Annotated in this window: 17 protein-coding genes; 4 read left to right on the forward strand and 13 right to left on the reverse strand. The window is 66.4% G+C overall.

The genetic code is table 11. From position 1 onward, the window contains the following. Positions 1 to 268: hypothetical protein (locus tag JWQ89_RS20380; RefSeq protein ID WP_299644110.1), on the forward strand; the 268-nt coding region annotated here is incomplete at its 5' end. 166 nt (positions 269 to 434) lie between these two features. On the opposite strand, the gene JWQ89_RS20385 is transcribed toward JWQ89_RS20380, so the two are convergent. After that, positions 435 to 1238: a hypothetical protein gene (locus tag JWQ89_RS20385; protein ID WP_299644111.1), complete on the reverse strand. Its 804-nt coding sequence runs from the start codon at positions 1236 to 1238 to the stop codon at positions 435 to 437. A gap of 348 nt (positions 1239 to 1586) precedes the next feature. On the opposite strand from JWQ89_RS20385, the gene JWQ89_RS20390 reads away from it, so the two are divergent. Beyond that, positions 1587 to 2729: a DUF2336 domain-containing protein gene (locus JWQ89_RS20390; RefSeq protein ID WP_299644112.1), complete on the forward strand. Its 1143-nt coding sequence runs from the start codon at positions 1587 to 1589 to the stop codon at positions 2727 to 2729. 320 nt (positions 2730 to 3049) lie between these two features. On the opposite strand, the gene JWQ89_RS20395 is transcribed toward JWQ89_RS20390, so the two are convergent. From JWQ89_RS20395 to JWQ89_RS20405, 3 genes are all read right to left on the reverse strand, one after another. After that, positions 3050 to 3382, reverse strand: coding sequence for a DUF1491 family protein (locus tag JWQ89_RS20395; protein ID WP_299644113.1), 333 nt, complete (start codon positions 3380 to 3382; stop codon positions 3050 to 3052). Between the two features lie 216 nt (positions 3383 to 3598). Further along, positions 3599 to 4915 carry a peptidoglycan-binding domain-containing protein gene (locus JWQ89_RS20400; RefSeq protein ID WP_299644115.1) on the reverse strand — a complete coding sequence of 439 codons (1317 nt, stop codon included), beginning with the start codon at positions 4913 to 4915 and terminating at the stop codon, positions 3599 to 3601. Beyond that, entirely contained in the window at positions 4912 to 6723 is a 1812-nt protein-coding gene (locus tag JWQ89_RS20405; RefSeq protein ID WP_299644116.1) for a PAS domain-containing sensor histidine kinase, read from the reverse strand. Before JWQ89_RS20405 ends, JWQ89_RS20400 begins: the two co-directional genes overlap by 4 nt. Before the next feature lie 429 nt (positions 6724 to 7152). On the opposite strand from JWQ89_RS20405, the gene JWQ89_RS20410 reads away from it, so the two are divergent. Beyond that, on the forward strand, positions 7153 to 7449 hold the full coding sequence (locus JWQ89_RS20410; protein ID WP_299644117.1) for a hypothetical protein: 297 nt from the start codon (positions 7153 to 7155) through the stop codon (positions 7447 to 7449). 274 nt (positions 7450 to 7723) lie between these two features. Beyond that, positions 7724 to 8143, forward strand: coding sequence for a SufE family protein (locus tag JWQ89_RS20415; protein WP_299644118.1), 420 nt, complete (start codon positions 7724 to 7726; stop codon positions 8141 to 8143). A 25-nt stretch (positions 8144 to 8168) separates the two neighbouring features. Here JWQ89_RS20415 and JWQ89_RS20420 read toward each other — a convergent pair whose 3' ends face one another. The 9 genes from JWQ89_RS20420 to JWQ89_RS20460 form a co-directional block, all read right to left on the reverse strand. Further along, positions 8169 to 8543, reverse strand: coding sequence for a PIN domain-containing protein (locus tag JWQ89_RS20420; protein WP_299644120.1), 375 nt, complete (start codon positions 8541 to 8543; stop codon positions 8169 to 8171). Between the two features lie 198 nt (positions 8544 to 8741). After that, on the reverse strand, positions 8742 to 9188 hold the full coding sequence (locus JWQ89_RS20425; RefSeq protein ID WP_299644121.1) for a helix-turn-helix domain-containing protein: 447 nt from the start codon (positions 9186 to 9188) through the stop codon (positions 8742 to 8744). Positions 9189 to 9226: 38 nt separating this feature from the next. Beyond that, complete coding sequence (locus JWQ89_RS20430; protein ID WP_299644123.1) at positions 9227 to 10066, reverse strand: DUF6456 domain-containing protein; 840 nt, start codon at positions 10064 to 10066, stop codon at positions 9227 to 9229. Further along, positions 10053 to 10466, reverse strand: coding sequence for a helix-turn-helix domain-containing protein (locus tag JWQ89_RS20435; protein WP_299644125.1), 414 nt, complete (start codon positions 10464 to 10466; stop codon positions 10053 to 10055). The genes JWQ89_RS20430 and JWQ89_RS20435 overlap by 14 nt, the downstream gene beginning before the upstream one ends. Positions 10467 to 10607: 141 nt before the next feature. After that, the gene (locus JWQ89_RS20440) at positions 10608 to 11030 is read right to left on the reverse strand and encodes a MucR family transcriptional regulator (protein WP_299644126.1); all 423 of its coding nucleotides are present in this window, start codon (positions 11028 to 11030) and stop codon (positions 10608 to 10610) included. A gap of 154 nt (positions 11031 to 11184) precedes the next feature. Continuing rightward, positions 11185 to 11511 (reverse strand): monovalent cation/H(+) antiporter subunit G, encoded by a 327-nt coding sequence (mnhG, locus tag JWQ89_RS20445; protein WP_299644128.1) that lies wholly within the window; start codon positions 11509 to 11511, stop codon positions 11185 to 11187. Continuing rightward, complete coding sequence (locus tag JWQ89_RS20450) at positions 11508 to 11813, reverse strand: cation:proton antiporter (RefSeq protein ID WP_299644130.1); 306 nt, start codon at positions 11811 to 11813, stop codon at positions 11508 to 11510. Before JWQ89_RS20450 ends, mnhG begins: the two co-directional genes overlap by 4 nt. After that, complete coding sequence (locus JWQ89_RS20455) at positions 11810 to 12289, reverse strand: Na+/H+ antiporter subunit E (protein WP_299644132.1); 480 nt, start codon at positions 12287 to 12289, stop codon at positions 11810 to 11812. The genes JWQ89_RS20450 and JWQ89_RS20455 overlap by 4 nt, the downstream gene beginning before the upstream one ends. Then, positions 12286 to 13261: proton-conducting transporter membrane subunit (locus JWQ89_RS20460; RefSeq protein WP_299644134.1), on the reverse strand; the 976-nt coding region annotated here is incomplete at its 5' end. The genes JWQ89_RS20455 and JWQ89_RS20460, both read right to left, overlap by 4 nt.

Raw genomic sequence — 13261 nt, forward strand, 5'->3', positions numbered from 1 at the left:
GGCGGTCTACAGCCGGGCTGGCACGGTGGTCTATTCCACCACCAACCGCGACGGCATCGGCACCTCGCTCGACCTCGGCATCTTCAACCCGGGCCAGACCCGGCTCCTCGCCGAGCAGAAGCTCGACGTCGCCGAGGGCCTGCTGATCGTCGAAGCCAAGGAAGACGACCTATTCGTCGTCGTCCGCCTCGCCCCACCCCACCCCGAAATGCGCGCCCGGTACGAGCGCGCGCTCGCCGGTCTCAAGTGCGGGACGATTGCGACCTGAGGTAGCGGCTCCGGCACCAGACCACCCCCAACACCGGTGTCATCCCATCGGAAGCTGGGGCCTAACTCACCTCTTGCACTGGAGGATGGATGGATCCCCTGCTTTCGCTGGGATGACATCGAGTTTTGAGTAGCGCAGCTGACCATCGCACCTGCGATAGCGCCAGCTACTTCCGATACTCGCCCTCGCTCGGCGCATCGAGCAGCACGCGGCCCGGGATGGCGCCGTCCCCGCCCTCCCCCGTGCTCCAGTCACCGCAAAATTCCTGCTGCTCCGCCCGGTCAACCCAGATCGCCAGTTCGCTCAGCCGCGCGTCCACCTCCACCGCCTCCCCGTGCGGGGTTTCGACGAGGAAGTGGTCGAGCGCGTAGCCGTACGAAGCGTAGCGATAATCGAGCGCCGCGACGAAGCGGCCGACATGGAGGTCGTTCTCCGCCTTGCGCTCATGCATCTCGGCAATCATCGCCGGCTCGATATCGGCGATTTCGGCGGCCGCTACCGCCCGCTGCCGGTCGATCTCGATCACCGCGCAAATGGCCGCGAACGTGCTCGGCAGGGTCAGGAGATCGGCGCCGATATCGTCGGCCATGGTGTTGTAGCGCACCCGAGAGGAGGCGTAGCGCTCGCCCGTCAGCCAGCGATAGTAGAGATCGTCCTTGCCCTTGCGCCGGCTGGTCAGCCCGGCCACGGCGACCACCTGCTCGTAGTCGAAGGCCCAGTCCCTGGCGTGGCGCGCGATCAGGAAGCGATACACCCGATCGTGCATCTCGCGTTCCTGGTCGGTGATGTTGAAATTCGAGACCGGCTGGTTGCCGAGCCGGCGCATCAGCCGGTCCGTCCCGGGGATGATCTCGTCGTTGAGCACGCCCGGCTTCACCCGGCCGAAATCGCCGAGCTCATGGCCAGCCGCCGGCCAGGCGCACAGCAACAGGCCGGCCAGCAGCCAGCGGCGCAGTCCCCGTTCAGCCACGGCGACGCTTGCCGCCCGTGGCCGTTCCGACGGGCTTGTCGGGCAGGGTCGTGCCGCCTTGCCGCTCGTAGCGCACCCCGGTGAACATCAGGACTGTGCCCATACCCGCCGATTGAGAGCGCGATTTCGTGCGTCCACGCTTTGGTAGTTGAACCAGTTTTCCCAACCTTGCCTCCGGCGGGCGGGCAGAAGTTGCCGGGGACCCATTCCGCCGGCAAATCGGGAGCGACGCATTAGCCCGACAAGGGCCATTAAGAGTTCGTCAAGGTTAACAGTTCGCTAACGATTTTCCTGAAATAGTCGGCCCGGTGGTTGAGGCCCGACTCCTGGGGCCTTTCAGGGCAAAATATGATCGGTTTCCAGCCTTACGAGACGTTCCAGCTCCTTATCGAGACGGGCGGCGTCGATCGAACGAACACGCTTTTATGCGCTGCGTGCGACGCATTTGCCCGCCGCGGCAAGCCGACCAGTGCCGAAATGGAACAGTTTGCAGCCCTGGCGCAGCGCCTGTTCCCGTCCGCTGCCCCCGCCGCCCGCGCCAAGGCCGCGGCGACGCTCGGCCGCTCCGAGGACCTCTCGCCCGAACTCGAGGAACTGGTGGTACGCCATCTCGGCGACGACCTGCCGGATTTCCTCGTCGCGGCCCCGCGCCTTTCCGAGAGCACCATGCTCAAGGTGATCTCCTCCAACGACGTGGCGCTCGGCGCCGCCCTCGCCCGCCGCCCGGACCTCTCCAATGCAGTGCTCGGCCGGCTGTTCCAGATGAACAGCCGCAAGGTCTATCGGGCGCTGGCCACCAACACCGCCATCGTGCCGCGCGGCCCCTATCTCAGCGCCCTCGCCCGCTCGGCCCAGATGGATCACCAGGTCGCCTGGTCGCTCGCCGCGCGCGAGGATTTCGACGCCGCCCTGCTCTCCCCCGCCTTCTTCGACCTGGGCGAAACCGACCGGATCAAGGTGATCAACGCCTTCGCCCAGCGCGAGACGCCCGACGCGCCGATCAAGCGCACGCTCGAGCAGCTGTCGGTCGCCACCGGCGAACTCACCCGCGCCCTGATGAAGCTCTTCGCCGAGAACCGCCGCCCCGAAGTCACGCGGCTCCTGCACCAGATCACCGGCCTCGACGAAGTCCGCTGCGGCCAGATCGCGCACGACACCTCGGGCGCCGCGCTGTTCGTCGTCTTGCGCGCCTTCGGCTGCAATGCACAGGACGGGCTCAAGGTGCTGATCCACGCCACCTCGCACGACGAGGACCGCTCCAAGGCGCTGGCCGCCTTCTCCAGGCTCTTTGAAACCGTCAGCGTCGACGCCACGGCGTTCCTGATGAGCGCCTGGCGCGGCGACGTGAACCTGCTCGAACTGACCAAGCCCGAATACAAGCCGTTCGAAACCGAACGCCGCCGCATCCCGCCGCCGCAGACACGCGAACGCAACCCGGTGGTCGACCAGGCGATCGAAGCGCTGGCAAGGATCGGGGCAAGGGCGAGCTGAGCGGGGGGGCGCCCTAGCGCGCTACCTTATGTACCAGCAAAGCCAGACCTAGGAACGTGAAGCTGAATACCCCGGTGGCGATGCCTATTTCGCGGTGGTGGCGGTACTCGTCACGTATCCAGTCCGGGCAGTTGGGGTGAGCAGTGTCGATATGGGTGAACGGGGGGCGAAAAGAGGTCCACGGTTGTTTTCACGTAACTGGGCACGCCGTAGTCCTTGGCGAAGGGAACCAGCCGAGCCACTCGGTGAGCGTAGATTACGCTGACGAACGCGAGCAGCAGGGCCACGAGGAACAGTAAGCCGCCGACCAGCCGCATCGTCTACCCCACCACCTCAATCCCCAATTCCCCGCCCCGCATCTCCAGCGACACCACCCACAGATCCGGGTCGAAGTCGTACTCCCGCGCAATGCGCTCGCGCACCTTGTCCGGCTCGACGTGGTCGAAGCGCAGCTGGAACACTCGGTCCTCGGTGTTGTCGCCAAGGCTGGTCGCCGGCGCGGGCGTGTAGAGCGACACCGTGCCATTGAGGTGATCGACCTCGATGAAGATCTGCCCGGCGATGGGGTCGCCCCGACGCGACACCACGCACATGTGGCCGATGTCGTTATGCCGCCGGACAAACCCCGCGACCCAGATGTCGGTTCTGAACATGCGGAAGGTGTGCCGGAAAACCGTTGAGGTGGCTAGAGCCGCCGACGATGCCGCTCGATGCTGGCGCCCGGAGGCCCCGAGCGCCCCATCCGCGATGTGCTGACGTAGCGCGGCTCTCCCGGTCAGCGCCTTCTCCCCTTGAGGGAGAAGGTGGCCGAAGGCCGGATGAGGGGTCCCACGTCGCTAGCGATGCGCGAGCAAAGCGACCCCGAGCCCCTAAATCGACGCCCCATTATCGACCAGCAGATCCAGCAGCTCCGGCGAAATCCGCCCGGTCACCTTGTAGTTGAAGTAGACCTCGAAATTGCGGATCGCCTTCGCCGTCGCCTCGCCGGCCACGCCATCGGCTGGGCCGTGCAGGAACCCAAGGCTCCCCAGCCCGCGCTGCACCTTGGCGACGATCACCGGATCGGTGACCGAGAACGGCGCCTTGATCTCGTCGGGCGTCGCCTCGGTATCGAGCACCGCAATCGCCTCGCCGGGCTTGGGCGCCTCTTCCTCGATCTTCAGCGGCACGCCGACCTGCGGATTATCGGGCAGCGCCGCGACTTCCGTCCGCTCCGCCGACTTGGGCACCAGGGCGATCGGCGCTGCCGGGGCAGCCGTCGTCAGCGCCTTTGCCTCCGCTGCGAACGCAGCGGGCTGTTTCGGTGGCGCCGTCATCGCCATCGACTGCACGCCGTCGATGATCGTGTTGATCGCGTCGCCCGCCGTGTTGGCGGCCATCTCGAGCGCCGCTTCCGGCGTCTCGGGCACCGGCCGGCCGAGCAGCTTCGGGGCGGATTTGGTCGCCGGCAGCACCGAGCCGGTTTCGATCTCGGCGGTCAGCGGCTTGGGTCGCGCCAGGGCGGCCAGCGATTGCGGCTTCACCTTGCCGGCGGCCGGCAGGTCTTCCTCGATCGGCGCCGACTTGAGCTTGGGCAGAGTGACGGTGACCGCCGGCTTCTCGTCGGCTACCGGTGCCGGCATCGCAGCGACCTGTTGCGCCTCGGGGGTCGAGAGTGGCGCTGCGAGAATCAGTTCGACCGTCGCGGTGGTCAGTTCCCCGGTCGGCTTCAGACCGCGCTGTTCCTCGAACTTGCGGATCGCGCGCGCCGTCTGCGGCCCGTAATAGCCGTCGATGGTGCCGGTGAAGAGCTGCAGCCGCTCCAGCTGGCGCTGCAGTTCGAACACTTCCTTGTTGCCGATCGGGCTCCCGGCGGCATCGGTCGCCGCGGCCACCGGACGCTGCAGCTTTACCGGCGTGCCGACGACGAAGCTTTTCGGCCGAGTCTTCGGAATCACCGGCGCGATCTCGGCCGGCGCGCCCGATTCGATCACCGGCGAGAACAGCGGCGCCGGGTGGGCGTGCCGCTGCCCATAGAGCGCGTTCGAACCGGCCATCGCAGTGACGATGACCAGGGCAGCGATCGCGGTATTGGTGAGGGGCGCGCGCATGTAGCGCGCGATGACCCAGAGCGCCGCCCGGCCCGTCGAGGCCAGTGCGGCACCGCCGACCTGCAAAGGCAGGTGAGCAAGAGTTGCTGCCGTCATAGAGCTCTTTTTCTTTCGTCGTACCATGTGGGCATTTGCTGCTGGACCGGGTCCCGGTGAAGGGGCGTGACGGCAGCAGTTTCCTCCACCTTGGTTTCCGGACCGTTTATCGGCAGCAGAACCGTCACCACGGTTCCCTCGCCCGGAGACGAGCTCACATGGAGCGAGCCGTCATGGAGGAGCACCAGCCCCTTGACGATCGAAAGCCCCAGTCCGGTGCCCTCGTAGCGGCGGGCGAGCCCGTCCTGGGCCTGGAAGAACGGCTCGCCGACCCGGCGCACCGATTCCTCGCCCATGCCGATGCCGTGGTCGGCCACGGAAATGGCGAGATGCCGGCCCTGCCGCTTCATTGCCAGCGTCACCACCGAGTGCTCGTTGGAGAATTTCACCGCGTTGGTGAGGAGGTTGATCAGGATCTGCCGGCAGGCGCGCTCGTCGGCGATCAGCATCGGCAGCGAGCGCGGAATGTCGGTCATCAGCCGCACCGATCGGTCGCGCGCCATGGCGTCGACCATCTTGAGGCACGGCTCGACCAGCGATTCGGGCGCGATCGGCTCGGTGGTCAGCTCGAACTTCCCCGCCTCCAGCCGGCTCATGTCGAGCAGCATCTTCACCACGTCGATCAGGTGGTGCCCGCTCTGCTGGATCAGCGTCGCGTATTCCTTGTGTTGCGGGCTCAGTTCGCCGACGACGCCCGAGGTCATCATCTCGGAAAAGCCGACGATGGCATTGAGCGGGGTGCGCAGCTCGTGCCCGATGGTGGCGAGGAAGCGCGACTTGGCGCTCGAGGCCTCCTCGGCGATCTTCCGCGCCCGCTGCAGCTCGTTCATGTAGTCGTGCCGCTCGGTCACGTCGCGCAGCAGCACCACGACCTCGTTGCGGGCGCCGGGCATGTCCTGGTCGACGACCGGGGAAAGCGAAGCCTCCACCCACACGAACCGCGGCGCGGCCGCCGAAGGGCCGGGCTCGTCCCGGCGCATGCGGATTTCGACCCGGCGGGTCTGGCCGCCCTGGTTGGCATCGGCGAAGGCGGTGAGATAGGTCGGCCGGTCCAGCACGTGGATGCGCTCGACGAGGCCACTGCCGCTGAGCTCGAAGCGCCGGCAGCCGAACAGCTTTTCGACCGAGCGCGAGGTGAACAGCACCGTGCCGTCGCTGGCAAAGCGCATGACCGCGTCCTGCACGTGCTCGATCAGGTGCCGATAGGCGTTGATCTGCGCCTTCTCGTAGACTTCGAACACCGTGTTCAGCCGGTGGGCCGAATGCGCGACGATCGCCGCGGTGATCGCGAAAACGAGCGCCCCCACCAGCACGTAGCCGAACGGGAACGGCTCGGGCCAGGCGAGGACGCCGAAGCTTGCGAGGACGCCGCAGCCGACGACGACCACGAGGATCGCCCAGCCGCGCTTCTTCACCGGCGTGCGGGTGAGGAGCGATGCGTGCACCGGACCAAGGACCGCAACGGCGAGACCGAAATCGGCGATGGCCGGGTCGGCGACGGTGAGCAGCAGGCCAGCCAGCAGCGTCGCATAGACCTGCCCCGCCGCGGCGCGCTCATACTGGCCGCGCTGGCAGAGCGCCATGGTCAGCACCCCCGCCGCGACGCCGACAGTGGCGAGGACGAATGGCAGCAGCATGACCTGGGTCAGCGCATAAAGCGCCGCCGGCATGCCGACGAGACTGAACACAAGGATCAGCCTGGCGTTGGTCGCGATGGCCTGCCGCCGCAGGGCTTCCGGACGGCCGCCGGCGCCGCGCACCGTCTCGGTGCGCCAGGCATCGTTCAACCATGACCAGAGGCTACGCATAACTCGATCCAACCGCCCCGCCGCCCTTCTTCTTGTTGCCCGGAGCTTCCACCTCAACGCCTAATGCCGGTTTAAGGGGAAGCCCGCCCGGACCCGTTGCGCACCCGATCCACAGCCTTGCGCCGGGGTTTCTGGGGTTAGCGTAAACAGTGTGTTGCGGTGGGGGCATCGCAACCAGCATCGCGGCCCATGGAGCCTCACCCCCGTGTCCCCTTCCCTAAGGACGGGGAGGAAACGAGTACCGGGGCGTTAGTATTTTGGTCTCCCGCCCCTTCTCAGGGCGAGGGGACAGGGGGGCCACAGCCACCGGCGGCACAGTTGCCCCACTTCCATCCAATTTTATCGAAATCTCGAAATCGGGCTTAAGCCGCCAGGCCTAGTGTGCCCTCAACAAGGCAGCAAACTGCCATTCTCAAGAACGAGGCGTCGATGTTCCTGCTGAGGTCCGCATTCTGGCTGACGGTGATGTTTCTCATCATCGCGCCGAAGGACTTCGACCTCGGCAAGACCGCGGGCGAGGCCTCCCGGCTGGCCCTCGAGGCCGGCCGCCAGGCCGTCGTCACGGAAGTCCTCGCCAGCGACTGCGACAGTCTCCAATGCTCCGGCGGCAAGGCGGCGCTCACCGTCCTTTCCGGCAACAAGCTCCCGTCCGTCGACATGCCCATGCAACTCAACTCGAGCATGCCGGTCCCGCTCCCCCGACCGAGACCGGATCGGATGGGTTAAGTCAGGGGTCGCGTCACTTCCCCGACGCTACTTCAACCGTGATCCCTGGCCCGAGCCGCAGTGCGCTGCCCCGCACTGCGGCTCACACTTTTGCGGGGCTCCGGGATAACCCAAAACGCGATGTCATCCCTGCGAAAGCAGGGACCCAGCTCACCCCCCCGCGCCAGCGGAGACGTGGATCCCCGCTTTCGCAGGGATGACATCGAGGCAGGTGGCGGACTTCGTTCCCCACACACCGCTTCAATCCGCGGCTCCGATCGCCTATCTATCCCTCATGACCCATCCGCAGGCCTTCGCCGATATCGCCGACAATCTCTCCTATCTCGACGATTGGGAGGACCGGTACCGCTACATCATCGAACTCGGCCAGGCCCTCCCGCCGCTCGCCGAGGCCGAGAAGAAAGCCGAGAACAAGGTCCATGGCTGCGTCTCGCAGGTCTGGCTGGTCTCCAACCACAACGGCGCAAACCTCGCCTATCGCGGCGAATCGGACGCCATGATCGTGCGCGGCCTCGTCGCCGTCCTGATCGCCCTCTACTCCGGACGCCCCGCCCGCGAAATCGCCGAAACCGACGCCATCGCCATCTTCGACGAGCTGGGCCTGCGCGAACACCTCACCACCCAGCGCTCCAACGGGCTGGTCGCCATGGTCAACCGCATGCGCGGAGAGGCGAAAGCGCTGGCGGCGGCTTAACGCGCCGGGCGGCGTCGGGGCGCGCCTAGATCACCGAGGCATACTCCCTGAGTTCGGCGACAAAGATCGGCAGTCCTTGCCGCTCGAGGATATCGAGATACTCGGTTGCCGAGCTTGGCGGAGACTTGAGGCGACCCCGACAGGCAAGCGCGGCAGCCAGCACCTTGGCGTTGTTGAGACCAAACTGATGAAAGAGGAACTCATCCGGGTGCGTCGCCTCGATGCCGAACCGCGCGAGCGTATCCTTGGGAAAATCCCTCAGGTTGAAGCTAATTATGGCATCACAGCCGCCGGCAATGGCTGCTGCCAGGACGTGCCGGTCATCAGGGTCCGGTAGCTGTAGTCCTGAAATCAGATCCTCATAGCCCTCGACGAGAGAATCGGGCACGGCGCGGTTCATCATCATCTCGCGCGTGCGCGCCAGCCGTCCGCGGCGAGGTCGTATCGGTTCCTGAGTAGGTTGCGAATCCACTCATCATGGATTCGGTCTGTCCATTTTCCGCGGAAGAGTCCCCCGCCCGCGAGTTCCATGAGGATATCCCGCAGTGGTGCCGGATAGAGGCAACAGGCATCGATCAGAACCGTGTAGCTGGACCTGTTAATAGCCCATCCCCAGTTCCTGCGCCTCTGCCGCCAACTCCTCCATCACACGCTGTCGCTCTTCGTCGCTGGCTTTGCGATAGGCTTCCAGATCGCTGAACTTCACGCGCCTGTGGCTTCCAACCATGTGAAAACGCACCTTTCCCTCCCCCAGAAGCCTGATGAGGTGAGGACGCGACACATTCAGGTACTCGGCAGCCTCCTGGGTCGTGAGCTCGGCGTTTACGGGGATGATGGTGACTGCGTTGCCTTGCGCCATCTCTGTGAGAAGGTGGTAAAGCAGCGTGCTGACCGCTTTTGGCAAGCGCAGCGTTTCTCCACCCTCTATCTGCACGCGCAGTTCCAGGTCATCGCGTCTGGCGCGAGACAACTGACGGCTGGCATCCGCAGCCAGGGCGCTATCATCTGCCGATGGCAAGACTGGTCTCTGGAGCAGCTGAGTCATTTTGATCTCCTGATACGCAGGATATAGCAGGCGCTGCATTAAACGCAATATCCGAAATATCCGAAACAGACGAACGTAGCGCTGCCCGTCGTGGTTCCGCGGCTGCGCGACTCCTCACCCAAACATCGCGACCCGCCCCCCTCCATCCACGCCCGCCGGCGCCTGGTCTCCGCGCCCGTCGCCACCTCGCCCAGCCCATAGACCTCCGCCAGCCGATCGAGCCCGATGCGCAGCACCAGCTTGGCGCTGCGCCGCGGCCAGCCGCGCTCGGTCTCGATGTGCTGCAGCCCCTTGCCGAAGCCGCAGACGTCGAGCACCACCTCGGCGCAATCGCGCGGCAGCTGGCGGTGGAGGTCCGCCAAGGCCTTCCGCGCATCGGCCGCCATGTCGCCGATGTCGCCCGCGCGTCCCGCTCCCTTGCCGGCGGTATGGGCGGCCGAGTAGCTCATGGTCAGCCGCGGCTGCAGTTGCGCGCGCTCAACCAGCCGGCGCACGCGCTCGCCCGCCTCCACCTGATGCGGCCTGAGGAATGCCTCGCCCTCCCCCGCCGCAGCCGCCAGCCGCGCCAGCGGGCTCTCGGCGAGGTTCACCATGGCGCCATCGGCCTGCCGCGCCTCAAGTCGGTGCTGCGCGGCAAAGGCATCCTCGTCCAGCATCTGCCGCTTCAGCCATTGCGCGGTCCCGGCATTGGCCCCGCAGCCACCGCCATCGGCATCGAGCACGCCGAGCGACGCCAGTTCCCGCACCTCGTGCACCGACAGCGACACGCTCCGCCCATCCGCCCCGGCAACCGAGAACAGCTCGGCATCGCGAACCGCCCGGCCCTCACCCAGCAGCGCCCGGACGAAGCGTAGCGCCGCCTTGCTAGGCCGTTGCATCGGCCGTCTCCCGCTCCGCCTCGGTCGCATCTGCCAGCGCGGCCTCGAGCCGCGCAACAATCTCCTCGAACTCCGGCGCCTCCCGCAATTCCTCGATCACCGCGCAGGCATGCGAAACCGTGGTGCGGTCGCGCCCGAAGAAGCGGCCGACATCGGCATAAAGGCGCCCGAAGGCCACATGCATCAGGTACATCGCCAACTGCCGCGCCAGCGCCACGTCGGCCGTGCAGCGCTCGGGGTAGAACAGCGCCTCGATCGGAATTCCGCGCTCCCCGGCCACCAGTTCAGCCAGTCGCCAGCCGCGAGGATCGGCGCATCGCGGATCGAACCGCAGCACCCGTCCACGCGTCCGCAGTCTCGGTGCGGGGGCTTCGCCCGCCTGCGCCAGTATGCTCCGCATTGCCGCCTCCACCTGTATAGGACGATATTCCTATAGCCGGCAAGGACAGGCGCGGGGATAAGTCGGATTGCGGGGACCGGAATGCAGCGCGGCCGCCCCTTTCGGAGCGGCCGCGAAAAAAACCAGCGATCGAAACGTCGATCAGGCAGCCTTGCGGCCGAGCCCGTTGTCCTTGGCGAGACGCGAGCGGGTCGCCGAGTAGTTCGGGGCGACCATCGGGTAGTCTGCCGGCAAGCCCCACTTCTCGCGGTATTCTTCGGGCGAGAGATTGTAGTGGGTCCGGAGGTGCCGCTTCAGCGACTTGAACTTCTTGCCGTCCTCGAGGCAGATGATGAAGTCGGGGGCGACCGACTTGCGAACCGGGACGGCCGGCTTCAGTTCCTCGGCCGGTTCGGCCGCGACTGGAGACTGCAGATTCCTGAGCGCGGAGTGCACGTCCGCAATCAGCTTGGGCAGGTCGGTGACGCTGAGTGCATTGTGGCTAACATAAGCGGAGACGATGTCGGCGCTGAGATCGATGAGATCGTTGTCAGCCGCGGCGTTGCCGCTGATGAGATCGTTCATTTCGGGTCCTTTTCTGCGGTATGACAGGGCGAAGAGGTGGCATCCTCGCCCTTAACTGGTTCTCTAGAGCCGCTGCACTGCGAATGCAATAGCAACTGTCGTCTATGTGTATAACCCGTGATGTGGGGCAATAATATGTAATTGGTACAGCGCGTCACTGCAAATCGTCCACAGTCGTCGCGGGCGCCGGCGCCTCGCCGCTGCGATATGCCGCACGTGCCAGCAGATGGGCGGCAACAGGTGTCGACAACAGCAAGAACACAATGCCCAGAAGCGATCTGAGGACCACCGCGCCGTCGAACGATGCCACCGCCAGGGCGAGGAATATCAGTCCGGCGCCGATCGCGCCCGCCTTTGTAGCTGCGTGGAGCCGAGTATAGAGGTCCGGCAGCCGCATAACCCCGACCGCGGCGATCAGGCTGAACAGCGCGCCGGCGAGAATCAGCAACGCGGCGATGTATTGCGCGAACTCGACAATCACCGTTCGTCCTCCAGCCTGGGGCGTTCCGCCGCCTTCACCATCAGGTAGCGGGCCAGCGCCACGGTCGAGAGGAACCCGACCAGCGCCAGGGCGATGGCGATATCGATGTAGAGCGAAAAGCCGGTGAGCACCGCGATCGCGGCAATGAACCCGGCCGCCAGCACCGTGATCAGGTCGAGCGCGAGGATACGGTCGCCCAGGTTGGGGCCGCGAATCAGGCGAATCACCGTGAGCAACAGCGCAACCAGCAGCAGCCCGAGCGCGATCTGGCTCGCCACCTGCAACGCTACCGCCCCGCTCATCGGAACACCCCCATTACCCTGCTTTCGAACCCAGTGGCGATCTCCCGGATGAACGCGTCGCGGTCAGTGACATGGATGGCGTGGATATAGAGGAACCGCCGGTCTTCCGAGACGTCGACGCTCAGTGTTCCCGGCGTCAGCGTTATTAGATTGGCGAGCAGCGTTATCTCGGCGTCACCTGTAACGGTCAGTGGGAACGCAATGATCGCTGGACGGATATGCGCCTTGAGATCGGGCCGGATCACCAGCCGGGCGACGCGCAGCGCACTCAGCAGCAGTTCCCTCAGGAACAGCAGCGCCAGCGAAACGATTCGCCACGCTCGCGGCAAGGCATGCGGCCGCGACACGTAGCGGCGCACCACGAACAGCCCGGCGGCGCCGACCACGGCGCCCAGCAGCAGGTTGGGGAGCGTGAAGCCGCCGGTCGCCGCCGCCCAGCCCACGGCCAGCACGATGGTCAGCAGCGCAAGGTTCATGGCGCGCCTCCCATGAGGCCCGTCGCCGCAACATAATCCGCCGGTCGCAGCAGTCCCGCCGCCGCGTCCTTGCCGAAACCGAGCAGCGGCTCCGGCCAGAGGCCGAGCAGCAGCACCACCAGTGTCAGCACCCCCGCCGGGCCGAGCCCGAGCCACTCGGCCCGCCGTCCAAGCGGCTTCAGCTCCGGGTTGGGGGCCTCGGTCGCCGCTCCCTCGTGCCCGGCGCGCCAGAAGATGTGGGCCCAGAGCCGGCTGACGGCGATCAGCGTCAGCAACGCGTTGGCCAGCACCGCGACCCACAGCGCCAGTGCCCAGCCGTCGCGGCCAAAGCCCCAGTCAGCGACGCCGCCCTGGATCAGCAGCAGTTTCGGCCAGAAGCCGAGGAATGGCGGCACCCCCGCCACCGCCAGCATCAGCACGAAGAACAGCAGCGAGGGCCCCGACACTGCCGCATAGAGCCCGCCCATCCGCCGCGTATCGGTCTCGCCGGTCATCGCCTCGATCAGCCCCGCCAGGAGGTAAAGTCCCGTCATCGTCAGCATGGCGTGCAGCACATAGGTCGCCGAGCCCGCCAGCCCCGCGGTATTCCCCAGCGCCGCGCCGGCAACGGTCGCGCCGATGCCGCCGATGACGAGGAAGCCGAGCGCGCGCCGCAAATTCGTTTCCGCGATCGCCCCGAGCGGCCCGAGGATAAGCGTTCCCACCGCGACGATCGCCAGCACCGGCGCCAGCACCTCGCGGCTCGCCGGCAGCAGCATCACCAGCACCCGCAGCAGCGCATAGACGCCGACCTTGGTCAGCAGCCCGGCCAGCAACGCCGAAATCGCCGCCGGCGGCGCGTGATAGCTCGCCGGGAGCCATGCATTCACCGGAAACGCCGCCGCCTTGATGCCGAAAGCGAGCAGCAGCAGCGCCGCGATCGACGTCATCACCGCGGGGTTCGCCATCGTCGCACGGCCGACGATGTCGGCC

It is taken from the genome of Devosia sp. (assembly GCF_028290645.1).
Taxonomy (GTDB): domain Bacteria; phylum Pseudomonadota; class Alphaproteobacteria; order Rhizobiales; family Devosiaceae; genus Devosia_A.